This is a genomic window from Brucella sp. GW823-FHT04E01, assembly GCF_058796175.1.
The window spans coordinates 343891-369290 of record NZ_JBXAIK010000003.1; the positions used below are offsets into that span (position 1 = coordinate 343891).

Below are 25400 nucleotides of genomic sequence, written 5' to 3' on the forward strand. Positions count from 1 at the left end.
AAGAAAAAAGCCCGGCAGAGCGAGGGCACTGCCGGGCAGGCGGGGAGTGTTACTTCTTCAGGATTGCATCCGCCTTGGCGGCGGCGTCCTTCAGCACGGCATCAGGTTCGCCCTTGCCGAGATAGATGCTCTGCATGGCGTTGGACGTGATGTCGGCAATTTCTTCCCAGCCCGGAATGATCGGTGCAAAGCGGGCATCCGGCAGAAGCGCGGTGAAGGCGGCAAGATCGGCATTATTGACGTAATAATCCATCTTCGCTTCTTCCTTGTTGACCGGAAGGAAACCTTCGCCCTGCGTGAACTTGGCGCGCCATTCAGTCTGGAACAGGAAGTCGAGCACCTTCCAGGCTTCCTCCTTGTTCTTGGAATTCTGGAACATGATGACGGAATCGGTCACGCCATAGGTACCACGCGCGCCTGACGGTCCGGCAGGAATGGCTGCAACGCCATATTTAAGGTTTGGCGCTTCTTCCTTGATCTGGTTGGAAAGGAAAGGCGCGGTAATCATCATGCCGACCTTGCCCTGCTTGAAGAGGTTCTGAACGTCTTCACGGGCATAGGAGGTGACGCCGGGCTGGGTCAGGCCATCATCTATCAGCGACTTGTAAAGCTTCGCGGCTTCAAGCGCGCCGGGTGTGCTGAGGCCCGACGTGCCGTCCTTGTTGAGAATTTCTGTCCCATAGGACCACATGCCGTAATAGTAATAAACGTCGGTCTCGATTTCCTTGCCCTGTAGGCCGAAACCGTAATTCTCTCCGCCAAGTGCCTTGATCTTGGTGGCGGCGGCTCTCAGCTCGTCCCAGGTTGCGGGCGGGTTTTCGACGCCTGCCTTGGCCAGCAGATCCTTGTTGTAATACATAGCGCGGGCAGAGGCTGCGATCGGCAGGCCGTAAGTCTTGCCCTCAAGGATGGACGGAGACAGGAAAGTCTCGATGAACCGGCCCTTGAACTCGTCGTTCATGTAACCGTCGAGCGGTTCGGCGATGCCCTGTTGCACGAAATCGATCAACCAGCGTGTGCCGATGATCGAAAGGTCCGCATTGGTGCCTGCTGAAATATCGGTAGTCAGTTTCTGCAGAAGTACATCCCATGGAACCACTTCAAAGTTGAGCGTGATGCCGGGATTGGCAGCTTCAAATGCCTTCTTGACCTCTTCGAAGTAGGGGCCGGTCTTGGAGCTGTACTCCGCGACAGTCATGCGCACTTCGCCTGCATTCGCAACCGATGACAGCGCCAGAACGCTCAATCCGGCCAGCAGGCCGGCCTTCCATTTATTGATAGACATCTTCCCGTTCCCTTGTTTTGCCCCGCATTGGTGCGATGACGATCTATTTTTGTTATTTTCTTACATTATCGGCTTAATCCGTACTTTCAAGCGAAAAGTTTTGTTGCAAACTTACATTTTGACTTTTACGCTGGTGGGAATAAACAGGTGCAGAAAGCTGCCGCATAAAAGGGGAATAGCGTGGAGCAAGCAGGCGAATTTACCGGAAAGTCGGTGCTGGTTACCGGAGCCGGTGGCGGTGTTGGAAGCGCGCTGGTCAAGCTGTTCTCTGAACGCGGCGCCCGCGTGATCGGTTGCGATACGACACTGGAGGCAATGACCGGCGATGATTTTCATGCGCGTCATGCCTTTGATCTGCTTGACCGCGACGGGCTGGAGCTGGCTGCAAAGCGGATAATAGCGGAATCGGGCCTGCCCGATATTGTCATCAACAATGCGGGCTGGACCCGTGCCGAGACCTTCGATGGGCTGGATCAGGGCAACATCGACGCTGAGATCGATCTCAACCTGACTGCGGTTGCCGGATTTTCAAATGTCATGGCGCAGGCCATGGCGTCGCGCGGACACGGCGTTTTCGTCTTCATTTCCTCGGTTAACGGTCTCCTGCATTTCGGAAACCCGGCTTATGCAGCTGCCAAAGCCGGAATCAATGCCTTTGCGCGTGGTATTGCGGTTGAGTTCGGAAGGAAGGGCGTGCGTGCCAACGTCGTCTGTCCGGGGTCGATAAGAACACCCGCATGGGATCATCGTATCGCACAGGATGCGAGCGTGCTGGAGCGCCTACAGCGCTTTTATCCGCTGGGGCGCATCGTTGACACGCGTGAAGTGGCGGAAACGGTAGCATTTCTGGCCTCTGACCGCGCATCGGGGATTACCGGCGCGATCCTTCCGGTCGATGCCGGGCTGACTGCGGGCTGCCGTCCTTTCATCGAAGATATTCTCGGAGGGAACTGACCGATGAAAGAAGTTTCTCTGCGCGGCATCACCAAGACTTTCGGACAATTGACGGTCCTCGACCATGTCGACCTTAATATTCAAAGTGGGGAATTCCTTGTGCTAGTTGGCCCTTCCGGCTGCGGAAAATCCACGCTTTTGCGGATGGTGGCCGGGCTTGAACCCATTTCCGGTGGTGACCTTCTGATTGGTGGGGAACGGGCTAACGAGTTGCCACCGCAAAAGCGCAATATTGCGATGGTCTTTCAATCCTATGCGTTGTTTCCGCATATGACGGCGCGTGAAAACATCGGCTTTGGTCCGCGCATTCGCGGCGAGAAATCGGAAGAAACGGCCGCGAAGGTGGACAGGGCGGCGTCCATCCTCAATCTCCATTCCTATCTTGATCGCTACCCACGCCAGCTTTCAGGCGGGCAGCGCCAGCGCGTCGCCATGGGGCGCGCCATTGTTCGCGAACCGTCGGTATTTCTGTTTGATGAGCCGCTTTCCAATCTCGATGCGCAATTGCGCGTACAGATGCGCACGGAAATCAAGGCGCTACATCAGCGGCTGAAGTCGACGGTGATCTATGTCACCCATGACCAGATTGAGGCCATGACCATGGCCGACCGGATTGTGGTCATGAATCAGGGCAGGATTCAACAGATCGGTGCGCCGCTGGATCTTTACGATCGTCCTGCCAACAAGTTTGTCGCGGGCTTTATCGGCTCGCCGTCGATGAGTTTCATTCCGGGAACTGTGTCAGACGGAGTATTCCGTACCGGAGAGGGCGAGGAAATCGCTGTTGGCGCGGGATCATCCGAAATCCGGCAGGTGGAAGCAGGCATTCGACCGGAAAATTTTACGGTCGCGCCGGATGGCAAGGGGCTGAAACTCACCGTCGAGGTGATCGAGCCGACTGGTCCGGAAACGCATATTTATGGCCGGATTGCAGGACAGCCTATACGAGCTGTGTTTCGCGAGCGCATACATCTTGCGCCCGGCGAGCAAGTGCCTGTAACTGCGAAGAGCGAACACATACATCTTTTCGACAAGGATAGCGGTCTCCCGCTTTAAATTTCCGATGAGCAAGGTTGCCGACATCATCACGCGGCTGCATGTCGTGGCGCAGGACGGATCGAAATCCGACCGGAGGCTGGCTGCGCTCGTGCTGGCTGATCCCGATTATGCTTCCAAGGCGGCAATCTCGGAAATTGCAGCCAGAGCAGGTGTCAGCGAACCCACGGTGACACGTTTTTGCCGGGCACTTGGCTGTGACGGGGTTCGCGACTTCAAGTTCTTTCTGGCGCAGGCCTTGGCCATCGGCGGGCAGTATCTGACGGCTGAAATCCCCGCGCGGGATGTGCGTGAAAGCCGCATAGCGACGGCTGTGACCGATGCGGCAGTTGCTGCTATCCAGCGCGCCAGCGACGGGCTCGACATGGGCGTGTTGATGAAAGTGGCCGAACGGCTTGCCGCCGGTGGCCCTGTGCTATGTCTCGGGTCTGGCGGCATCTCGTCCATGCTGGCAACAGAAATGCAGAACCGCTTGTTCCGGCTCGGTATTCCGGTCAGCGCACAGGTTGATGGGCAATTACAGCGCATGTATGCCGCCGTCACCACGCATGAAACAACGGTAATCGCTTTCTCCGTCTCCGGCTTTGCGCGTTCGGTGGTGGAGGCCGTGCTGGTTGCGCGGCAATATGGAGCGCAGACGGTAGCGATCACGCCTGCCGGTTCCGATCTCGCCAAGGCGGCGGATGTGCTCATTCCATATCAGGCCAATGAAGACGGCAATATCTACAAGCCGACATCGTCACGCTTCGCGCTGCTGGCCATTCTCGACATGATCGCCACGGCGACAGCAGAAGCGCGTGGCCCGAAGGTGCTGGAAAGCCTGCGCCGCATCAAGCATAGCCTCAATACGCTCACCATAGACGATCCGCGCTTGCCGCTGGGAGACTGATCCATGACCAGACCGAAAACCGTTCACGAGGTGGATACACCTGCGATCCTCATCGATATTGATCGCGTGAAGGCGAATATCGCTAAGGCACAGGCCCATGCGGATGCGGTGGGGATTAAACTGCGCCCGCATATCAAGACGCATAAGCTGCCGCTCTTCGCCAAAATGCAGGTGGAAGCGGGCGCGACCGGGATCACCTGCCAGAAGCTAGGCGAGGCAGAAGTCATGGCCGATGCCGGGCTGACGAACATTTTCCTGCCCTACAATATTCTCGGACAGGAAAAGCTTGATCGCCTTCATACGCTGCATCAACGCATCACCCTGTCTGTAACGGTCGATAATCGAACCTCCCTTGCAGGACTGGCGGCGCGTTTCACTGATGAAAAGCATCCGTTGAAAGTGCTTGTCGAATGCGACACGGGCATGGGGCGCTGTGGCGTGCAGACGCCAGCCGAAGCCCTGGAGCTGGCACGCATTATAGACCAGAGCGCAGGACTGCGTTTCGGTGGTCTGATGACCTATCCCGCAGCGGGTAAGCCGGACGAGGCTGAACAATGGCTTTATTCGGCCCGTGAGTTGCTGGAGGCGAATGGCCTTCCCTGCGAGACGATTTCAAGCGGCGGCACGCCCGATATGTGGCGCAAACCCAGCGACAGCGTCGTCACCGAATATCGCCCCGGCACCTATATCTATTTCGATCGTTATCAGGTCGAAAAGGCCGCGGCGACAGTGGATGACTGCGCCTTGACGGTGCTTTCAACGGTCGTCAGCCATCCAACATCAGAACGAGCGATCATTGATGCCGGGTCCAAGGCACTATCCAGCGATACGCTGGGACTGAGCGACTTTGGTGAAGTGATGGGCCGTCCCGATGCCCGTGTGATCGGCCTGAGTGAGGAGCACGGCAAGCTGGTTGGTGATGTCGCGGGTCTGAAGGTTGGTGAGCGGCTCCGAATTATTCCCGACCACGTCTGCGTCGTTTCCAATCTCTTTGATGAAGTTCATCTTGTTTCGGGCGAGGATGTCGTCGATATCCTGCCGGTCGCCGCACGTGGAAAATTAAGATAATCAGGAGGATAGCATGAAGGGTGCGGCCAATCCGTTTGCTGGCGACAAGGATCGCGAGCAGATTTGGGAGATGCTTGTACGGCGCGATATCGAGGCCTTCGTATCGCAGGACTGGTCATTGGTGGCCGATGATTTCGATGAGGTGCGCTTCCTTGGCATTCATGCGCACAATGATCGCGATCCTGACAATTGGGACGCCGGTTTTCCGACGCTCGCAAGTTATCGCGATGAATGGCTGCGACAGGCAGCGGAGAGTGCAGCGGTGGAATATGCCGAATCTCTGGCGGACGGTATCTTTCGTGCGACCAACCTGAGTGTGATCGATATTACCGGCGACGTCGCTCTCGCACGGAAAAAATTCGATGGAACGATCGCCAGAAAGGACGGAACAATCGATCGCCTCAACTGGCAGACGCTTTATTTTTGTCGTCGCGACGGGGCACGCTGGAAGATCACCGGCTTTGTCGGATATATGGCTTATCGTTGAAGAAACAGGCCTTTGAAACAGGTCTATCACGGCGCGGATTGCTCAATCCGCGTCGTCTTTATGTATAGACTAGATAATTCCGAGCGACAGTATAATCACACTATTTTTCTGTAATTATAGTCATTTTTATCCCGAATTATACTAATTCGGACGATGTCGCAGCTGATAGCATATTTGTCGCAGGGTGTTCCGGTAATTGACTGGATCGGGACTACTATTGTCTTCAAGCTGGTCGATTGCCTCCTGCTTTAGGCAGTGTCGAACAGCCCTCGAAATGCGTCGTGCAACCCTTCAAAAAAATCATTCAAGGGGACGGTTGCTGGACGGATCATTCAGATGAATTCACGGCTGTGGGTGGACATGTCGGGAAATGACCTATATAGAATCAAGCAATCTATCGATAATCATTCCATGCGGACCGTTTGCGGAACGCAGATCGCGTGTGGGCACTTTGCGCTGGAATGAAGTTCTATCAATGTTAAAAAGGAGATTAAGTCCGCCAGCACAGCGGGGTTAAACTTAATGCATGGTATTTTATACAAGGAAGAAAGTATGAAGTCGCCGGCTGAGACGAAAATAAGCTTGAAGAGCGTTTTTAAAGTCTTCGGCGATGACCCGGAGCGTGCAATGCAAGAATTGCGCGCAGGTAAATCAAAAACCCAGATTCACAGCGAACTTGGCGCAACAATCGGCGTCGATGATGCGACCTTCGACATCTATGAAGGCGAAGTATTCGTTATTATGGGCCTCTCCGGCTCGGGCAAATCCACGCTTCTGCGTCTGCTCAATCGCTTGATCGAACCGACTGCCGGTTCCATCGAAGTGGACGGCCGCGATATCGTCAAAATGACGAAGCGCGAGCTGATCGATCTTCGTCGTCGCGACATGAGCATGGTGTTCCAGTCTTTTGCGCTCCTGCCCAATCGTTCGGTTCTGAACAATGCGTCGTTCGGTCTCGAAGTGGCCGGAATGGGTGAGGCTGAACGTCACCAGAAGGCACTGAAAGCACTCGCTGCTGTTGGTCTTGAACCATATGCCCACAGTATGCCGGATCAGCTTTCCGGCGGTATGAAGCAGCGTGTCGGACTGGCGCGCGCGCTGGCAAGCGAGCCGACCATTCTTCTGATGGACGAGGCATTTTCTGCCCTTGATCCGCTGATCCGCACCGAAATGCAGGACGAACTCAAGCGGTTGCAGGCTGAACATAGCCGGACGATCATTTTCGTGAGCCATGATCTGGACGAAGCCATGCGTATCGGTGATCGTATCTGCATCATGCAGCACGGCAAGGTCGTCCAGGTGGGAACGCCGAACGAAATCGTGTCCGCACCGGCCAACGATTATGTTCGTTCCTTCTTCCGCAATGTCGACGTGTCCCGCGTATTCAAAGCCGCTGATGTGGCTCGCGACGACGAGCTGATCGTGTTTGAACCCGAACAGCTGGCGACGGCGCTCGAGCGTTTCGACGCGAGCGGCAAGACGTTCGGCGTGTTGATCGATGCCGACCGTACATATCGCGGCATGGTCAGTCGTGATGCGCTGGCAAAGGGTGCTGTCGCGCAGGATGGCGAGAGACTGGATAGCGTCTCTGCTATCGAAGCCGAAGCGCCGCTTGCCGGATTGCTGACACAGGTGGCGGAAAGCCCTTGGCCGGTCCCGGTCACTGACCGCCAGAACCGTTATGTCGGTGCTATCAGCAAATCGGCCTTGCTTGAAACGCTTGGTCGCGCGGGCTGAGACCTGCGCGCCAACGGCCTTTTGCCTGATGAAGGCAGAATTGGTCCAATCCAGAAGAAATACGGAAATGGACGGTAAAACATGGATTTGAATTTCAGTGTCGGCGGATGGGCGGATGTTGTGGTCAACTACATTCTCGACCACTTTACGCCTGCGCTCGATATGATCGCAGCCGCCATCGGTTTTGTGACTGACGGTATTCAAAACGCTCTTCTCGCAGTCCCGCCGATAGGTGGGGTCGCAATTCTTACACTGCTCGCGCTGTGGCGTGTGGGGTGGAAGTTCGCGATATTCACGGCTCTCGCATTGGGCCTTATCATCCACATGGAATTGTGGACGGGCACGATGGAAAGCCTCTCTCTGGTGCTGGCATCAACGGTTATTGCTGTCGTGATCGGCATTCCGCTTGGCATCGCCATGGCGCGCAGCGATACAGTCGCCTCGATTGTGCGCCCGGTGCTCGACCTCATGCAGACGATGCCCGCTTTCGTCTATCTTATTCCGGCAGCAATGTTCTTTGGCCTCGGTGCCGTGCCCGGAACAATTGCGACGGTGATATTCGCCATGCCGCCGGTTGTGCGTCTGACCAATCTTGGTATCCGGCAGGTACATGCCGAATTCGTTGAAGCCGGGCTGGCCTTCGGCTGCACGTCACGGCAGCTTCTGTTCAAGGTGCAGCTTCCAAACGCCATGCCCTCGATCATGGCCGGCATCAACCAGACGATCATGCTGTCGCTTTCAATGGTGGTCATCGCGTCGATGATCGGTGCGGGCGGCCTCGGCAATACAGTGTTGACCGGCATCCAGCGCCTCAATGTGGGCCTCGGCTTTGAAGGTGGCCTTGCCGTGGTCATTCTGGCGGTCATTCTCGACCGCATTACCCAGAGCTTCGGCAAGGGCGGAGCCGGATTTTTCAAAAGGCTCGCATCTTTAAGAAAGGCGGCGGACACTCAGTCCGCCTCGTCCTTTCGCAAGCAGGAAGCATAAAGAAAGCCAAAATAACCAAGAATAACCCAATAATAACAATGGGAACTGATACCAATCGAAAAGGAGAAGCTATGTTAGGCAAACTAACCAAATTCGGTCTGGCGGCAGTTGTGGCGGGAACGATGACTATGGGCGCAGCATTTGCGCAGGACGGCAAGCCGGTGAAGATCGGCTGGGCACCGTGGTCGGATGCTGAGTTCGTCACCAAACTTGCCAAGAAACTGATCGAAGACAATCTCGGCCAGAAGGTTGAACTGGTTCAGACGGACGTGGCCCCACTTTATCAGGGCGTGAGCCGTGGCGATATCGATGCCATGATGATGGCCTGGCTGCCGGAAACGCACGCCGATTACTATGCACGTGTGAAGGACAAGGTCGAAGACCTAGGCCCGCTCTATGAAGGTGCAAAGCTCGGTTGGATTGTTCCGGCTTACATCCCGGAAAGCGAGATCAGCTCCATTGAAGACCTGAAGAAGCCAGAAGTTCGCGAGAAGCTGAAGGGCGAAATTCAGGGCATCGATCCGGGCGCAGGCCTCACTCGTCTATCGCAGGAAGCGATCAAGAAATATGGGCTGGACTACAAGCTCAATATTTCGAGTGAAGCGGCCATGCTGACGACAGTTGATCGCGCCACACGTTCCGACGGCTGGTTCGTGGCAACTTCGTGGAGCCCGCACTGGATGTTCGGCAAGTACAAGCTCCGCTATATTGCCGATCCTGAAGGCGCACTGGGTGGTGCCGAACATATCGACGCCATTGCACGTAAGGGCTTCAAGGAAGACAATCCGAAAGTTGCTTCGTTGCTGACCAAGATGAGCATTCCGATCAGCGAGCTCGAAGCTGCAATGTTCGATGCGCAGGAAACATCCTATGAGAAGGCCGTCGATAAATATATCGCGGACCATCCGGACCGCATCAAGGAATGGCTGGCTGAGTAATCAGCCCCGGAAGAAAGCCCCGGGAAACCGGGGCTTTTTCATGCCTTATCCTCTTCGAGCGATCAAAATGCCCGATATCACGATGATACCGCCCAGAGCCTGCAACATGCCGATAGGTTCCGACAGGATAGTCCAGGCAAGAAACGCTGCGACAACCGGTTGCAGAAGCAGGGTGAGTGACGAGAACGATGCCGGAAGATAGGCGAGGGCATAAGCGATCATGCTCTGGCCTGCGGCATGAGTTACCCATGCGAGGCCTGCAAGAATAAGCCATCCATAGAGCGTGGCAGGCAGTATCTGACCTTCCATGAAATACGCAACCGGCAGCGAAAAGACGGCTGCAATCGCGCTGCTCCACAGCATGATGCGCATGGTGGAAAAGCGGCTGCGCAAGCGGCCAACCGAGAGAATGTAACCGGCATAGAAGACTGCGGCCAGAAGCGCCATCGCATCGCCGGACGATTGGGACTGGAGAAGCTCGCCCGGTCCACCCTTTAGCACGACGACGCCAATGACCGCGACGGCAAGGCCGATCATGAAAGACGTGCTCACGCGCGATTTGAAAAGCAACCAAGCGCCCAATGTCACGAAAATCGGCGCCATATTGGCAAGCAGCGTGGCATTTGCAACGGATGTCATGTGCAGCGACAAGTGCCACGCGCCGAGGTCAAAAGCGATAAATAGGCCTGGCAGGGCGAGGCGCAAACAGTCGGACAGCGTGAGCGGGGTAGTATCCTTTTCGTCGCGCCGTTCGCGACCATCCATGAGCAGAAGCGGTAAAACTGCGAGTGCAAGACGCCAGAAGCCTGTTGCGAGCGGACCCACCTCGGAAAGTCGGACAAAGATCGGCGAGCTGCCAATAGCGATTCCGCCAACGATCAGAGCGGTCATCGCCAGACGTTGCGCATTGGTAGGAGCGGGGCTTGCGGCGGTGGTATGCGACATTCTCAAACTCAAGGTTGTGCCGAAATCGTTCTGTTGCCCGCGCAATGCACGCAGCTAAAGAGCGACTGCCGGCTTTGGACTGAACTGGTCGTGGAGAAAGTCGAGCACATTTCTTTCACCATCCACGTTCTGAATATTGTCCGTCATGTCGCAAAAGAATGGGAACGAAGAAAATTTTGCCCGCGACATTGCTATGACGCGGGCTTGCTTATTCCTCTTTGAGAGAGGCGTCCAGCATTGGGTTATCGCAGAAACCGGAAATTTCATCACGTTTCTGTTCGGCACATCGTAAACTATATGAAAAAGCGCCCTCAAAGGGCGCGTTTCCAATTATCAACGAGAATAGGGCGAATAGCACTGTCTGCGCGGCCCATTATAGGGCTGGAATGTATTGTCCGAGGAGCGATAGGATTTGTAGCGGTTATAGCACCACTGAACATGCGCGTTGGACATCCTCGGTGCACGATAAACGGGGCGAGGCTGACTCACGGCACCGCCAATGATGGCACCTGCGCCGAAAGCTGCCAGCGGATACCACCACCCGTCATTATAGCGACGATAGCCATGACGATAATGCCGATAGCCGCGATGACCGTTCCAGTATCCCGGCCGGTGGGGCCTATGGCCATTATAGTGACGTGGCGGGCGGCGATGATCGCGCACCTGTTCCACATTATGATTGATGACCGGACGTTCCAGATTCAAAGGCGCTGCCATTGTCGGCGCGATGGACGTCGCTCCGAAGATCACGGCCAACGCACCGACACAGGTCTGTTTGAAGATATTCACGTGCAACCCTCCGTCTTAGGTGATTAAGGTAAACGCTTGAAATATCGATTTGTTCCCGCTTTTCTACAGGCGGAAAGCCGGGTTTTCGCTGTTTTGGGCAGGACTGAATGTTGCGCAAAATGAAAGGGAGCAGGCTCCTCCCCAAGAACCTGCTCCCCCAATGCATCGCCCCCCGCCATAGGTGGTGCGATGCTTACTTTTATGGCCCTTGCCGAGCCTGAATTCAGCGTGTCAGACCTTACCTTCGAGTGCAGCATTTAGCAACTTCAACGCGCGTTCTTTTGTCAATTCAATCGGGTTGCCGCCAGCGGTTGGATCGACGATAGCCATCTCGGCAATCAGGTCTTTCCGGGCGTCATCCATTGTGAGGCCTTTGATGAATTCGGGCAGCGTATTGGGGACGCTCAAATCGCTCCGCAATTTCATGACTGCTGCCAGAAATCCGTCGAATCCGCCCTTGATGCCGAGATAATCGGCAAGCCGTTCTATACGCTTTTCGATGGCAGATCGGTTCTGAAGCAGGACATAGGGCATGAAAACCGCATTCGTCATGCCATGATGGGTATCATAAAGGGCACCGATGGGATGCGACAGCGAATGGATTGCGCCGAGCCCTTTCTGGAAGGCCGTTGCACCCATTGCGGCCGCTGCCATCATGTTCGCACGCGCTTCAATATTCTTGCCATCGGCATAGGCGGTGGGAAGGTTTTCAAGAACCAGACGGATACCCTCCACCGCGATGCCATCGGCCATCGGATGAAATCCCGGAGCGCAATAGGCTTCAAGGCAGTGTGCCAGTGCGTCCATGCCAGTGCCCGCAGTGATGAAAGGTGGCATTCCGGTGGAAAGCTCAGGATCGGCAATGACTGTGACCGGCAGCATCTTGGGGTGGAAGATGACCTTCTTGGTATGGGTCGCTTCGTTGGTCAAGACACCTGCACGGCCAACTTCCGATCCTGTGCCAGCGGTCGTGGGCACGGCAATGATCGGGGCAATTGCTTTGCTGTCAGCGCGCGTCCACCAGTCACCAATGTCTTCGAAATCCCAGACCGGTCGTGTCTGCCCTGCCTGAAAGGCAATCAGCTTGCCGAGGTCGAGCGCTGAACCACCACCAAAAGCGATGACACCATCATGCTTGCCGCTTTTGAAGACCTCAACGCCCGCATAGAGATTGCTTTCGACCGGATTAGGTTTGACGTCGGAGAAAACCCCGTATCTCACACCGGCTTCATCCAGAATAGCGAGCGTGGACGCCACCACTGGAAGTTTTGCCAGACCGGGGTCAGTCACAAAGAGCGGATTCTGAATGCCAGCGGCCTTGAGGACGGCAGGCAATTCCTTGATGCGGCCTGGGCCAAAAAACACGGTGGTGGGGAAATTCCATTTGGCAGTCAAAGTGGTCATGTCGATTGCTTTCCAGAAATTCAATTCAGATCAGATTTTCTCACGCAGGTGGAAGGATTTCGGTCGCGTGAGGTTGCCGTAGCCGATGGGTGACAGGGCAGCACCCTTGCCAGTGTCTTTGACCCCGGTCCAGACAAGTGCGGGGTCGAGATAATCGCAGCGGTTCATGAAAACCGTGCCCGTTTCGATGCGGTCACCGAGAGCGGCAGCGTGGTCCGTATCTGCTGTCCAGAGCGAAGCTGTGAGGCCGTAGATGCTGTCATTCATGAGCGCGAGAGCTTCCTCGTCATTGCGTACTTTCATGATGCCGACGATGGGGCCGAAGCTTTCTTCACGCATGACGCTCATCTGGTGGTCGACATTGGTGAGCACTTCCGGCGCGACATAGGGAGAGCCCGCGCGATCATTCTCGACGCTCATATTGACGTGGGTCTTCGCACCCTTGCGCAACGCTTCCGCCTTCTGCTCGCGGATGAGATCGGCAAAGCGCGCCTGCGCCATTGGTCCAAGCGTCGTTGAGTTATCCAGCGGATTGCCGACGACATATTGCTTCGTCAGGTCGATGAAACCATCGACGAAGCGGTCATAGACTGCTTCATGAACATAGATGCGCTCGATCCCGCAGCAGCACTGGCCGGAATTGAAAAAAGCACCATCGACCAGATTGGCGACGGCATGGTCCAGATTGACATCAGGAAGCACATAGGCCGGGTCCTTGCCGCCAAGCTCCAGCCCGAGCGTCATGAATGTGCCTGCAGCAGCCTTTTCGATGGCGCGCCCCCCGCCAACCGAGCCGGTGAAATTCACGTGGTCAATTGTGCCGGATGCAAGCAACTTTTCGGTCGATGCGTGATCGAGAACGATATTCTGGAAGACACCCTTGGGCAGCCCGGCCTTCTCAAACGCTTTTGCAAAGCGTTCACCAGCCAGAAGCGTCTGCGTTGCATGTTTGAGGATCACGGTATTCCCGGCCATAAGTGCGGGAATGATTGTGTTGACGGCGGTGAGATAGGGATAGTTCCACGGTGCAATCACCAGAACCACGCCGAGCGGCACGTGCTTCACATACCGACGGAAACCATCCTTCTGTGTGGGCACATAAGGTTTCAGCGCCTCTTCGGCGATGTCGATCATATATTGGCCGCGTTCCTGCACGCCGCCATTCTCCCCGCCGTAACGGATCGGGCGCCCCATCTGCCATGCGATTTCAGGGATAATCTCTTCCTGCATCCCGGCAAGCGCATCCAGTGCGGCCCGGCAATAGCGCGCGCGCTCAGCAATACTCAACTGAGCCCAGCCTGTTTGCGCAGCGCGCGCTGCCGCCACCGTCGAGGCGATTGCAGCCTCATTTAAAAAAGGACGCTCGGCATAAACCGAGCCGTCTATCGGAGAGATGATCTTGGCCGTGCCGCTCATCTGCAATTTCCTCTGAAGTCTGGCATTGCGTTATTCATTTCGGGACCGGTCACGCGGGTCAATAGCGCTCGAAACCGCGATGTAGTTCCCAGTCGGTCACGCGCCGGTCGTATTCGATCTGCTCCCAATGGGCGGTGTGGACATAGTGGTTGACCACAGCCTCCCCAAAAGCTTCCTTGAGAAACGACGAGTTCTTGAGCGCCTGTGCGGCCTCCCGGAGCGTGTAAGGAATTTCCTTGAGTTTGACCGCACTATAGGCATCGCCGACAAAGGGCTCATCAAGTTCCAGTTGTTCATCTATGCCTTGCAAGCCCGATGCGATAAGCGCTGCAAAGGCCAGATATGGATTGAGATCAGCACCACCGATGCGGCATTCGATACGGATGCCTTTCGTGCCTTCGCCGCAAAGGCGGAAACCTGCAGTGCGGTTATCCTGGCTCCACATGATTTTCGTCGGCGCAAAAGTGCCTGCCTGAAAGCGCTTGTAGGAATTGATGTAGGGCGCCAGGAAATAGGTGTAGTCGGTGGCGTATTTGAGCTGTCCGGCCACCCAGGAACGCATCAACGGCGTCATAGTGTATGGGGCTTTCGGATCAAAGAAGAGCGGTTCCTTGCCATCGGCGCTCCAGATGGAATTATGCACGTGGCTGGAGCTTCCAGCCTTGCCGTAATCATACTTGGCCATGAAGGTGATGCATTTGCCGTGTGCTTCGGCGATTTCCTTCATCGCATTCTTCATGATGACATGGCGGTCTGCCATTTCGAGCGCTTCGGCATAGCGCACATTCAGTTCTTCCTGTCCCGGACCCCATTCGCCCTTGGAGTTTTCGACCGGAATTCCCGCTGCCGCGAGCTGGTTGCGCATTGCGCGTAGAACCGGTTCCTCCTTGGTGGTCAGGTGGATGACATAATCCTGCACGTAAGGAGATGCCGTTTCCATATCCTGCCAGTGCTTTGCGCGGGCTGTCTTATAGGTCTCGTCAAAAAGATAGAACTCAAGCTCAGACGCGAAATAGGCGCGATAGCCGCGCTCGTGCAGGCGCGCGAGCTGTTTCTTAAGGATAGCACGCGGGGAATGCGCCAGATCCTGATGGTCGTGATGATCGAGCACGTCGCAAAGCACGATGGCGGTCTTTTCCAGCCATGTGGCGACGCGCAAGGTTGAAAGATCCGGCTTGATGACAAAATCACCATAGCCCTTGTCCCATCCGGCGGCCTCATAGCCCGGCACTGGTTCCATATCGATATCGTCGGCAAGAAGATAATTGCAGCCGTGGGTCTCGTCGTAACCAGATTCCACGAAAAACTGCCCGTAGAAGCGTTTGCCGATCAAGCGTCCCTGCATGTCCACAAAACATGCGAGAACCGTATCGATTTCATCATTCGCAACAGCTTTTTTCAATGCATCGAAAGTCAATTGTCCGGCCATTTATGCTCGCTCCAGAACGGAAAAAAGTGATGGACGCGGCACAGTGTGCCGCGTCCAAAATCCTTAGGCATAACGGTAAGGTGCACCCGCACCTCGCATGGTTTCCTGATATTTTTTCAGGATTGCGACCACCTTCGCGTTTCTCTCGCTCTTGGTTGCGATTTCATCCCAGAACTGTTCGGCAGCGTCCTCGATCTGCTTCCATTCCGATTCCGGAATAGTTGTCAGTTCCAGCTTCCCACCGGTGGTGCGATAGTGAGCTTCGCCCCACCAGTACCAATGCTGGCGATAATAATGCGATGAGTCCATTGCCAGCTTGAAGAGCGTCTTCAGGTGATCCGGCACGGCGTCCCATTTCTCGGTGTTCGCGAAATAGGAACCGGCCCATGCGCCGTTGATATTGTTGGTCAGATAGTATTTGTTGATGTCGGCCCAGCCGACTGTATAAGCCTCGGTCGCGCCACACCATGCAACGCCGTCAAGCTCACCCGTCTGGATAGCGACTTCGATATCTTCCCAAGGCAGCGTGACAGGCACGACGCCGAATTTGGTCAGGAAGCGGCCACCGGTCGGGAATGTGAAGACCCGAAGTCCCTTTAGGTCAGCAACGCTGCGGATCGGCTTGGTGGTTACGAAATTGCAGGGGTCCCAGGAACCGGCGCTGAGCCATGTGACGCCCGGAATTTCCTTATAGGCTTCCTCCCAGATTTCATTGAGTCCGTACCAGTTGAACAGGGCAGGCACATCGAGGCTGTAGCGCGATGCAAAGGGGAAATAAGCCCCAAACACCGCGACATCGACTGGTGACGCCATGGAGTCGTCATCACTTTGCGCGGCGTCGATTGTGCCGGACTGAACCGCGCGGAACAGCTCACCCTGCGGCACAAGCTGGTCGGCAGTATAAAGTTCGATCACCATCTCGCCATTGGCAGCCTTGTTGAAGGCGTCGATAGACGGCTTGATGACGTGCTCTGCAAGTGCCGGACCTGCATAAGTCTGGAGCCGCCATTTGATTGGGCTTTGCGCCCTCACATATGGCGTTGCAAGCGTGCTTGCACCCAGCGCGCCAACGGTTGTCAGCCCGGCTTTCTTGAGAAAATCGCGTTTGTTAAGCTTGCTATTCTCACTCATGCCCATTCTCCCACTCTTGTTTGAGTTCACCCTTTATGTGTTCCGGTCTGGCCGTTCTGGCTCTTGTCACCGGCTTATGCGTATTCTCCCGTAATTATCGTCATCGTCCGGTGTACCAGTTGGGCAACCACATCGCGATCTGCGGAAAGATCATCAGAAGGATGATGGTCAGCACCATGAGGAAGAAGAACGGTACGATTGAACGATAGATGTCTATCAGCGTGACTTCCTTCGGGGCCAAGGCTCGCATCATGAAGAGATTGTACCCGAAAGGCGGCGTGATATATGCGATCTGGCAGGTGATCGTGTAGAGCACACCGAACCAGATGGCGTTGAAGCCGAGGCTCTTGACCAGCGGTATGTAAAGCGGTGCCACGATGACCAGCATTGCCGTGTCATCAAGGAACATGCCCAATATGATGAACGAAAACAGCATCAGTATCAGGATTGTCCAGGGCGACAGATCGAAGGTGTTCAGCAACACCCTTTCAATGGCTTTCACCGCTCCGAGGCCATCGTAGACCGACGAAAAGCAGAGTGCAGCCAGAATGATCCAGAGGAACATGCAGGTGACGGTGAGACTGTTCCGTGACGTGGTTTCCCAGACAATCTTGTTGAGGCGTCCGGTGAAAAGCGCGGCAAGCGTTGCAAGCAATGCGCCGACGGCTGAGCTTTCAACAAGGCTGGTAACGCCGGTGAGGAACAGGCCCATCATCGCGCCGAAGACCACGAGTGGCAGAATGCCTGCGCGTAGCGCGACGAAGCGGTCGTGCCATGTGATCCTGTCCAGTTCTTCTTGTGGCAAAGTCGGTCCGAGCTCGGGCTGGAGGCGGCAGCGTATGTAGATATAGATCGCAAAGAGCGCGGCCATGAGAAGGCCGGGACCAATCCCTGCGAGCCAGAGCTGCAATACCGGCTGCCGGGCAATCATCGCATAAAGTACCAGCACGACGCTTGGCGGAATAAGGATACCAAGCGAGCTGCCCGCCTGGATGACGCCCGTTACCATAACCTTGTTGTAGCCACGCTTGAGAAGCTCTGGCAGTGCGACGGTAGCACCGATTGCCATGCCCGCAACGCTCAGGCCGTTCATGCAGGAAATAATGACCATCAGGCCGATCGTACCCAGTGCCAGACCGCCGCGAATGCCGCCGAACCACACGTGGAACATGCGGTAGAGATTGCTGGCAATGCCCGATTCCGAGAGCATGTAGCCCATGAAGACGAAGAAGGGCACAGTGATAAGCGGATACCAGTTCAGCACCGCAAAGGTGGCATTATACGGCATCTCGAACGAGCCTTTGCCCCAAAGCAGAAGCGCGGCGAGCGAGCCGACAAAACCGATCACGCCGAATACGCGCTGCCCGGTCATGAGCAGCACCATCATGGTTGCAAACATGAAGAGCGTTATGAATTCCGAACTCATATGTGATGCCCTTCCTCAATGGCAGGACCCGCAATGGTGCTGATCGGCTGTCCACGCAGGGAGGCCCAGTCCTTGAAGAAATTGGAGACGCATTGCAGCAGCAGCAGGAGAATACCGACAGTCATGATGAGCTTGATCGGCCAGAGAAGCGGCGCCCAGGCGGTATAGTTCTTCTGGCTGTAAACGATGGCGTAGTTGGTCGATGAAATGCCACCGGCGACCATCACACCGAGATAGAAGATGATGAACAGGATGGTGATCATGTCGGTGATCATTTTCCTGCGTGGTGAAAGACGGTCAAAGAACAGGTCCATGCGCACATGCGCGCCTTGCTGCATGGCGTAGGCACCGCCGAGCAGATAATAGGCAGAGAGCAAGAACTGGGACATTTCCAATACCCAGTTGACCGGTACTCCGAGAACAACACGCGAAAAAGTCGAATATAGAAGGCAGGCACCGAGCACGAAGAAGAGATACATCGCGAAGCGCCCGACATAGTAATTCACTGCATCAACATATTTGACGAACAGTCTGATCGGCTTCGGCATTTCCCGCTCCTTCAGGCTTTCTGTTCTGTGTTGCGAGGGTCGATTGCTTTCGCAATGTCCCTCAATATCGTTGCGAGTTTTTCGGCCCAGGCAATCTGTGCCGGACCGTCGGCAATCTCATTGTTGCGAAGTTCGATCATCACGCAGGGCGCATTGCGCGGACGCGCGTGCCGCTCCAGCGTGTAATAGACGCGATCGGCTGGTGAATAGGGTTCGTTGACGCCGACATTGAGCGCTGGATCTTTTCGCAGTGCAGCGATCAACGGCTTGCCGATCCGGTCATCTTCGTCGTGGATGATGCCGATCGGCCAGGGGCGGGGGACGTCGCGATAGATGGGCGTGAAGGAGTGGATTGTCACGATCCAGGATGCCTGTCCTCGTCGCGCACGCTCTGCAATCACGTGTTCGACAGCAGTGTGGAATGGCCGATGTGAAAGATCGATACGTGCCAGACGTTCCATGGAATTGAGCGCGTGATTTCCGGGAACCACGGTTGTCTCGCTGATTTCCGGAATGAGGTCGTGAGCGTCGAGTGGACGATTGCAATCAATCAGCAGTCGCGAAAGCTGGCTTTCGACGAGCGGCGCATCGAGAGACGTAGCGAGATGTCTTGCGACTTCCACCGCGCCGGGGTCCCACGCGATGTGTGCCTGCAAGGCATCTCCCTCTAGACCGAGCCCCTTGAAAGTCTCGGGAATGAAATTGGATGCGTGCTCGCAGACAAGAAGATAGGGACTTTCCCCATCCTTGTTGAAGACAGAAACAGGCTCGCACGAAGCCGTGCGATGTTCTCGCTCGTCCGTCATTCTGTTCGTTCCCCGCGCTGTAACTTATGTTACGTTTTTTCCAATTATGCGCTATTGCGGATTATTTGATACGTCCTATGATTATTTGTCAAACACAATTTCGCCCGAATTCAAAAAGGGCGTTCAGGAATGGGAAGTGCTGTGCCGGTGCATGCAAGCGTTGCGGAATTGATCAATGAACGGATCGACACGATGCCAGCGGGCGAGCGCAGTGCCGCCCAGACGCTGATCGCCAATTACCCGATGCTGGGACTAAAAACTGTCGCGGAGTTTTCCGGCTTGGCCGGTGTCAGCTCCCCAACGATATTGCGCTTTGTGAACAGGCTCGGGTTTCAGAGCTATCCTGATTTTCAAGCGCGTTTGCAGGATGAACTTGCGGCTCAACTGCAATCACCGCACCACCGCAACGAACAGCCGGGAACCGGGCGAGACACAGCCTATCCGGCGGTGGAACATACGCTTGAGAATATTCGTGAAAGTTTCCGGCATTTGGGTGCAAAGCAGTTGCGGCAGGCCGTGTCGGCTTTGAGTGACGCCAAGGGCAATGTCTATCTGATTGGCGGGCGCTTCACCGATCCGATTGCGCAATATATGGCGGCGCATATGACGGTCATTCGCCCGCATGTCTTTCACTTGGGTGGACAGGAGAGCGTGTGGCGTGACCGTCTTCTCGATATGGGAAAGCGTGATGTTCTGGTGGTTTTCGATATTCGTCGTTATCAGGACAGTCTTTTGAAACTGGCTGAGACGGCAAGGTCACGAGGCGTGGAAGTCATCCTCGTGACCGACCAGTGGCTTTCACCGATTGCACGCGTGGCGCGTCATGTTCTGGCGGGACGTACGGCCGTACCGTCAGCCTGGGATTCTTCGGCAGCGCTCTTTGTGCTGGCGGAAACGGTCATTCGCGAAATGACCAGAATGCTTGAAAAAGACAGTGCCGCCCGCATCGCGGAACTTGAAGGATTACGCTGAAAGGGTTGTCGGTACGCGTTTTATTCCAATCCACAGGCCCGCAGAAACAGCGCCGAAACCTCTTTCTCGATCCTTTCGAGATCGAGCGGTTCGTCCTTGTTGAGTTCCATCATGCTGCGAACCTGCGTTTCAAAGTCGGCATAATGCTGGGTGACGGCCCAGATATGCATCTGAAATAGTAGGGGATCGACAGGTTTGATCCGACCATCATCCACCCACGACTGGATGAGTTTCACTGCATTATGGGTCGCTGCGACGTGCTTTTTCCAATGGCGGCTCAGATAAGGTGCGCCATTGGCAATTTCGGTGGTGAAAAGGCGCGAGGCTTTGGGGCTTTTCTGGCTATATTCGAGCTTGGCGCGGATATATTGGCGGATCACCTTGGCAGGGTCATCTTCGGTACTAGCCCCGAGGAATATGTCTTCCCATTCTTCGAGGATGTATACGATGATGTCCTCGTAAAGCTCTTCCTTGCTCGAAATATAGTAGTGCAGTTGCGGCTTGGTGAGACCGGCGCGGTGCGCAATGCCTTGCGTGGATGCCCCCGCAAGGCCTTTTTCGGCAAATTCATCGATCGCGGCAGCCCGTATTGCACCGAGAATGCGCCGCCTGCGTCCGAGAACCTTGTCCCGTCCGGTCAGTTCGGTGTCGTCATTCTCGTCGCCGTTGTTCATTCATGCCTGCCGCGATTGAGGAGGGGTTATTGCCCCAGCTTTTTCTTGATGTCGAGCCCTACGCCCTTGTTTACGAAGGCATCGGTCGCGACCTTGCTCATGTCGAGTTCGTCGCCGCTGACAATCCCTGCCTTGCGGGCGAGTTCGTAGAACGCCTTGACGCGATCCATCGAGATTGCGCCAATTCCCTTTTCAAGCGTATCGCCACTGTCGATAAGCTGAAGGTTCTTGATCCGCTCCAGTTCCGCATTGAGCGTTTCCTTGCTCATATCCGGATTGTCTTTCAGGATCAGTTCATAGGCTTTGCTGCGGTCGCCGTAGAGGAAATTGGTCCAGCCTTCCACGGAAGCGCTGACGAAGCGCTGTACCAGATCAGGGTTCTTTTCGATCAGATCCTGACGGGTTTCGATTGTATTGCCGTAAGTGCTGTAACCGTAGTCGGCGAGGAGATAGGTCGTAACCTTAGCGCCTTCCTTTTCTGCATAGATCGGCTCGGCGGTCGCATAGGCCTGTTGCACGACTTTCTTGTCGTTGAGGAACTGGGCGAGGCTGTAGCCATAAGGGCGCAGCTGTTCGTCCTTGAAGCCGAAATCCTTGACGAGCCATGGCCAGAACGAGAACTGGCCGTCCTTCGAAATCAGGATCGTTTCGGCATTGGCCAGGTCCTTGAAGTCCTTGTACGCACCTTCATGCGCCATCAATGCCTGCGGATCCTTCTGGTAGAATGCGGCAACAACCGTCGTCGGCACGCCGTTGGCGACATTGTTGAACGACAGTAGCAAGTTTCCGGTCAGCAGGAAGTCGAGACGGCCTGCAGCAAGCATCGGGCGATTGTTGACCTGCGGTCCGCCCATTTCGATTTGCACATCGAGGCCGTATTTTTCATAGGTACCATCTGCGACAGCCTGATAGAAACCGCCGTGACCGGCTTGCGCGAGCCAGTTGGTGCCGAGCGTCACCTTGTCGAGCGCATAGGCCATCTGTGCAGAAAGGCCCATGGAAAGTGCAGCCAACGCCGCAACCAGTGTCTTTTTCATTTGGTTCCCCTTGTTTTAATCAGTCAAAGCCATGTCAGCGGTCCAGCCGCGCGTTTTGCCCGGATTGAGCAGGCCATATGGGTCTGCCAGTTTCTTGAATTCGATCTGGACACTGTCGATTTCTTTCATGCCGCCATCCTCGATGGTGTAGGCATGCGGATCGTAGATATCGCAACCGTCAACCTGCTCCAGTTCCTTGATCAGGCGGTACATCTCGTCACGACCTTCAAAGCGAACAAGCGGAAGCGCGAAAATCTGCACTTCTCCTTCAAGGCGCGCCATTTCATGATGCATATACTGCGTTTCGCCGTAGCGCTTGATCTGGCGTGTCACTACGTCCACGTCAAACGGGCGCGGATAGGCGACCTGCAGATAGGTCCAGCCTTCCTCGGCTTTCAGCGCCTGCAAGGTTGTGTGGTTCCAGCCACATTCATAAGCGGGTTGCAGCCCGTTCTTGTGCAATTCATCCAGCGTCATGGCGAAGGAAATCTTGCCACCAAATTCAGTGGCGAGCGCTTCGAAACGAGCCATTTCTTCCGGGGCAATCATGGCAAAAACCGCATCCTTGTCGGATGGGAATAGGTCGCCGAACTTGGTGTAAAAGCGCGCAAAACGGCGATCTACAGTGGTCAGAAGATAGCAGTCGAGATTGCCTTCTAGCGCCTTGAGGCAGAAGTTGAGCGTTGCCTCGTAACTATCGAACAAGGCTGCAGTATGTATCCAGTCCGTTGCCTTGGTAAGACCGATTTCCAGTTCCAGAATGATGCCGTTGGTGCCATAGGCATGCTGGACTTTATGAATGTCGCGTCCGGTCAATTCGATAATCTTCGGCTCCGGTTCGACAGTCAGAACCTTGACCGAATAGACATTGCCATCGTCGCGCAACATGCCGTGACGCAATGAGCCGATGCCGCCTGAACCACCCGAGAAGAAGCCGCCAATCGTGGCGATGCGGCGGGTCGACGGATACATCAACAGTTCCTGACCGGTTTCGCGTACGGCATCGTCCAGACGCGAAATGCGCGCGCCGCCTTCCACGCGAACCTTGCCGGGTTCGATGGAGACGATGCGGTCGATCTTGGTCATGTCCAGAATGATGCCGCCTTCGAGCGGAACGCATTGACCGTAATTGCCGGTACCTCCGCCACGAACGGTGATCGGGATACGCAATTTTGCAGCGGCTGCCGCTACGCGACGCACCTCATCCTGATCTTTCGGGATGACGACGAGATCGCCGACATAATGGCCGATATCTTCGGTGAGGATTGGGCTATACCAGAAATAATCACGCGAGCGCAGTTCGACTTGCTTTGGGTCGTCATAAATGCGGATTCCATCGATTTCGGCGCGAAATGCGGCCCAGTCGTAGATGCGCTGTGGAGCGGCAGAATTCATGTGGCTCTCCCGTTGATTTGAGGCACGGCAACGCCATTACGCCAGACGACGCGGCGGGCCTGCGGGCGGCTGATGAGATCGTTCAGGTCTGCTGCGTCGTGCCAGACAAAACTGGCCACGCCACCTGCCTGCGGTTGCTGCACGCATTCGCTGCCAATAAGGCGGGCGGGCAGGGTGGTGATGCTGTCGAGCCAGTCCTGCGGCTCGACATGGCAAACCGGCGCTGCGAGACGAAGAATGGCGAGCGGGTCGTAATCGCCATAGGGATAGAATGCATCGCGGACATTGTCGGAACCGAGCATGACATCCATGCCTGCTGCGCGCGCTTCCTTCAACGGTGCAACACCGCGCAGGCGCGGAGACTTTCCGCCGATCCGGTCTTGCAGATAGAGATTTGTCGTGGGTAGCGAAACGAGTGCCGTGCCTGCATCCGCGGCAGCGTCCAGGATACGCTGCAGTTCGTCCGGCTTGCGCAGTGATAGCGAGCAGGCATGACCGCACAGCACCCGACCAGCCATGCCATGGCGTTTGGTTGCCGATACTATCAGCGAAAACCCGTTTGCTTCGACATCCAGACCTTCATCGACATGGAAGTCGAGATTGAGATCATGCTGCACGGCGAGGCGGAACATCTCTTCGATTTTGGCTTCAAGATCGGCGTTGCGATAGAAGAACGCTCCGAAGACGCCGCCGTCTTTTGCAACACGGGCCGCGATTTGTGAGCCTGCATCAAGCACCAGATCACCATGCACAAGTGCCGCCAGCTGAAGGTCGATCCGGTCTTTCCATTCCTCGCGCAGCTCGTTCAGAACGGGCCATGCAACAGGAACTTCCGGTGTCGTCCAGTCCACATGGCTGCGCATGGCGCCGACGCCTTGTTCGAACGCAGCCTCAATGCCTCTGCTAGCGCGCGTGCGGATATCTTCCGCGCTCCAGTTCTTCCGGTCTGTGCCCATCAGGTCTATGGCGTCGAACAGGCAATCCACTGTGGCGCTGCCATTTTCTGTAATACGCTGAATCGTGAACGTCTTGTCGAGATGGACGTGGACATCCGCAAAAAGCGGGGTGACAAGTCCACCATCCACTGCCTGCGACGGAACAAGCGATGCGATGCGATCACCTTCGATCTTGATGTCGTAGTGTCCGGAACGTCCGGCTATGGCGACGCCAGTCAGCATTTTAGCGCTCACGACGGATTTCGCTTTCGTGCCAGCGTCCGAGGACGAAGCGCGACAACCAGCTTGTGATGAGGAAAATCACGATGCCGAGCAGCGACACGAGGAAAAGTGCCGCAAACATGCGCGGAATTTCGTTGCGAAAGCTCGATTCCAGAATACGCGAGGCAAGACCGGTGCTCTGGCCTGCCGTACCGGCAACAAACTCAGCTACAACCGCACCAATCAGTGACAGGCCGCCAGCGATTTTTAGCGCGGCCATGAAATAGGGCAGAGCGCTTGGTGCCAGCAGATAGCGAAGGCGCTGCCATGGCGAGGCGCGGTAGAGCTTGAACAGATCGCGCAGATTGTGGTCGGCGCTGCGCAATCCTATTACCGTGTTGGAGAGGATCGGAAAGAACGCCACGATCCAGGCGCAGATCAACAGGGCTGAAAATGTATCGCGTACATAGATGAGGATGAGCGGCGCAATAGCAATGACCGGTGTGACCTGCAGGATTACGGCGAAGGGAAAGAACGCCATTTCTATCGGGCGCGATAGGGCAAAGATCATGCCGAGCAGAACGCCGCCAATAATGGCACAGGCCAGCGAAATCAGGGTTAGCTTGACGGTGAACCACATGGATGCCGTTAAGGATGGACCGTCCTTGATCAGGGTCTCGGCGACCAGCGAAGGAGCTGGGATCAGGTAATGCGGTACCTGATAGTAGCGGACAAGGCCTTCCCATATGCCGAGCGCGATGATGATTGCCAATGTCGGCATCATGATGCGCAAAGTGCGCTCGCGCCGGGCGAGGCGATCCTGTTCGGAATTGAGAACTGGCAGTTCGTTTTGCATCTGGTTCATCTTCC

At 55.7% G+C, this 25400-nt stretch carries 24 protein-coding genes; 9 read left to right on the plus strand and 15 right to left on the minus strand.

The features are described from left to right. Positions 1-49: 49 nt before the first annotated feature. Entirely contained in the window at positions 50-1285 is a 1236-nt protein-coding gene (locus tag AC1RHM_RS12090) for an ABC transporter substrate-binding protein (protein ID WP_010659080.1), read from the minus strand. A 180-nt stretch (positions 1286-1465) separates the two neighbouring features. Here AC1RHM_RS12090 and AC1RHM_RS12095 point away from each other — a divergent pair, with 180 nt between their 5' ends. The 8 genes from AC1RHM_RS12095 to AC1RHM_RS12130 all read left to right on the plus strand — a co-directional run bounded on the left by AC1RHM_RS12095 (position 1466) and on the right by AC1RHM_RS12130 (position 9401). Then, positions 1466-2239 (plus strand): SDR family oxidoreductase, encoded by a 774-nt coding sequence (locus tag AC1RHM_RS12095; RefSeq protein WP_010659079.1) that lies wholly within the window; start codon positions 1466-1468, stop codon positions 2237-2239. 3 nt (positions 2240-2242) lie between these two features. Then, positions 2243-3295: an ABC transporter ATP-binding protein gene (locus tag AC1RHM_RS12100; RefSeq protein ID WP_010659078.1), complete on the plus strand. Its 1053-nt coding sequence runs from the start codon at positions 2243-2245 to the stop codon at positions 3293-3295. Positions 3296-3302: 7 nt separating this feature from the next. Continuing rightward, positions 3303-4184: a MurR/RpiR family transcriptional regulator gene (locus tag AC1RHM_RS12105; RefSeq protein WP_010659077.1), complete on the plus strand. Its 882-nt coding sequence runs from the start codon at positions 3303-3305 to the stop codon at positions 4182-4184. 3 nt (positions 4185-4187) lie between these two features. After that, positions 4188-5252, plus strand: a complete 1065-nt coding sequence (locus tag AC1RHM_RS12110; protein ID WP_010659076.1) for a D-TA family PLP-dependent enzyme — start codon at positions 4188-4190, stop codon at positions 5250-5252. A 13-nt stretch (positions 5253-5265) separates the two neighbouring features. Then, positions 5266-5739 (plus strand): hypothetical protein, encoded by a 474-nt coding sequence (locus AC1RHM_RS12115; protein WP_010659075.1) that lies wholly within the window; start codon positions 5266-5268, stop codon positions 5737-5739. A 552-nt stretch (positions 5740-6291) separates the two neighbouring features. After that, positions 6292-7476, plus strand: a complete 1185-nt coding sequence (gene proV / locus AC1RHM_RS12120; protein ID WP_010659074.1) for a glycine betaine/L-proline ABC transporter ATP-binding protein ProV — start codon at positions 6292-6294, stop codon at positions 7474-7476. An 81-nt stretch (positions 7477-7557) separates the two neighbouring features. Next, on the plus strand, positions 7558-8463 hold the full coding sequence (locus AC1RHM_RS12125) for an ABC transporter permease (protein ID WP_010659073.1): 906 nt from the start codon (positions 7558-7560) through the stop codon (positions 8461-8463). Between the two features lie 71 nt (positions 8464-8534). Beyond that, positions 8535-9401, plus strand: a complete 867-nt coding sequence (locus AC1RHM_RS12130) for a glycine betaine ABC transporter substrate-binding protein (RefSeq protein ID WP_010659072.1) — start codon at positions 8535-8537, stop codon at positions 9399-9401. 45 nt (positions 9402-9446) lie between these two features. On the opposite strand, the gene AC1RHM_RS12135 is transcribed toward AC1RHM_RS12130, so the two are convergent. The 9 genes from AC1RHM_RS12135 to AC1RHM_RS12175 form a co-directional block, all read right to left on the minus strand. Next, positions 9447-10346: a DMT family transporter gene (locus AC1RHM_RS12135; protein WP_029375998.1), complete on the minus strand. Its 900-nt coding sequence runs from the start codon at positions 10344-10346 to the stop codon at positions 9447-9449. A gap of 333 nt (positions 10347-10679) precedes the next feature. Further along, on the minus strand, positions 10680-11135 hold the full coding sequence (locus AC1RHM_RS12140; protein ID WP_010659069.1) for a BA14K family protein: 456 nt from the start codon (positions 11133-11135) through the stop codon (positions 10680-10682). A 231-nt stretch (positions 11136-11366) separates the two neighbouring features. Further along, a complete protein-coding gene (locus AC1RHM_RS12145; protein ID WP_010659068.1) occupies positions 11367-12539 on the minus strand; it encodes an iron-containing alcohol dehydrogenase in 1173 nt (390 codons plus the stop codon). A gap of 30 nt (positions 12540-12569) precedes the next feature. After that, positions 12570-13955: an aldehyde dehydrogenase family protein gene (locus tag AC1RHM_RS12150; protein ID WP_010659067.1), complete on the minus strand. Its 1386-nt coding sequence runs from the start codon at positions 13953-13955 to the stop codon at positions 12570-12572. Between the two features lie 58 nt (positions 13956-14013). Further along, positions 14014-15384 carry a glutamine synthetase family protein gene (locus AC1RHM_RS12155; protein ID WP_010659066.1) on the minus strand — a complete coding sequence of 457 codons (1371 nt, stop codon included), beginning with the start codon at positions 15382-15384 and terminating at the stop codon, positions 14014-14016. Positions 15385-15447: 63 nt separating this feature from the next. Beyond that, a complete protein-coding gene (locus AC1RHM_RS12160; RefSeq protein WP_012093235.1) occupies positions 15448-16515 on the minus strand; it encodes a TRAP transporter substrate-binding protein in 1068 nt (355 codons plus the stop codon). Between the two features lie 100 nt (positions 16516-16615). Further along, on the minus strand, positions 16616-17941 hold the full coding sequence (locus AC1RHM_RS12165) for a TRAP transporter large permease (protein ID WP_010659064.1): 1326 nt from the start codon (positions 17939-17941) through the stop codon (positions 16616-16618). Beyond that, a complete protein-coding gene (locus AC1RHM_RS12170) occupies positions 17938-18489 on the minus strand; it encodes a TRAP transporter small permease subunit (protein ID WP_010659063.1) in 552 nt (183 codons plus the stop codon). Before AC1RHM_RS12170 ends, AC1RHM_RS12165 begins: the two co-directional genes overlap by 4 nt. An 11-nt stretch (positions 18490-18500) precedes the next feature. After that, a complete protein-coding gene (locus AC1RHM_RS12175) occupies positions 18501-19295 on the minus strand; it encodes an N-formylglutamate amidohydrolase (RefSeq protein WP_010659062.1) in 795 nt (264 codons plus the stop codon). Positions 19296-19424: 129 nt separating this feature from the next. Here AC1RHM_RS12175 and AC1RHM_RS12180 point away from each other — a divergent pair, with 129 nt between their 5' ends. Next, positions 19425-20267, plus strand: a complete 843-nt coding sequence (locus tag AC1RHM_RS12180; protein WP_010659061.1) for a MurR/RpiR family transcriptional regulator — start codon at positions 19425-19427, stop codon at positions 20265-20267. Between the two features lie 20 nt (positions 20268-20287). On the opposite strand, the gene AC1RHM_RS12185 is transcribed toward AC1RHM_RS12180, so the two are convergent. Genes AC1RHM_RS12185 through AC1RHM_RS12205 form a run of 5 tightly spaced genes read right to left on the minus strand, consistent with a single transcriptional unit; the run spans position 20288 to position 25395 of the window. Further along, positions 20288-20941, minus strand: coding sequence for a TetR family transcriptional regulator C-terminal domain-containing protein (locus AC1RHM_RS12185; protein WP_010659060.1), 654 nt, complete (start codon positions 20939-20941; stop codon positions 20288-20290). A gap of 26 nt (positions 20942-20967) precedes the next feature. Further along, positions 20968-21978, minus strand: a complete 1011-nt coding sequence (locus tag AC1RHM_RS12190; protein ID WP_010659059.1) for an ABC transporter substrate-binding protein — start codon at positions 21976-21978, stop codon at positions 20968-20970. A 15-nt stretch (positions 21979-21993) separates the two neighbouring features. Further along, entirely contained in the window at positions 21994-23373 is a 1380-nt protein-coding gene (locus AC1RHM_RS12195) for an FAD-binding oxidoreductase (protein ID WP_010659058.1), read from the minus strand. Further along, positions 23370-24563 (minus strand): amidohydrolase family protein, encoded by a 1194-nt coding sequence (locus AC1RHM_RS12200; protein ID WP_226622539.1) that lies wholly within the window; start codon positions 24561-24563, stop codon positions 23370-23372. The genes AC1RHM_RS12195 and AC1RHM_RS12200 overlap by 4 nt, the downstream gene beginning before the upstream one ends. Beyond that, positions 24553-25395, minus strand: a complete 843-nt coding sequence (locus tag AC1RHM_RS12205; protein WP_029375997.1) for an ABC transporter permease — start codon at positions 25393-25395, stop codon at positions 24553-24555. Before AC1RHM_RS12205 ends, AC1RHM_RS12200 begins: the two co-directional genes overlap by 11 nt. Positions 25396-25400 lie beyond the last annotated feature (5 nt).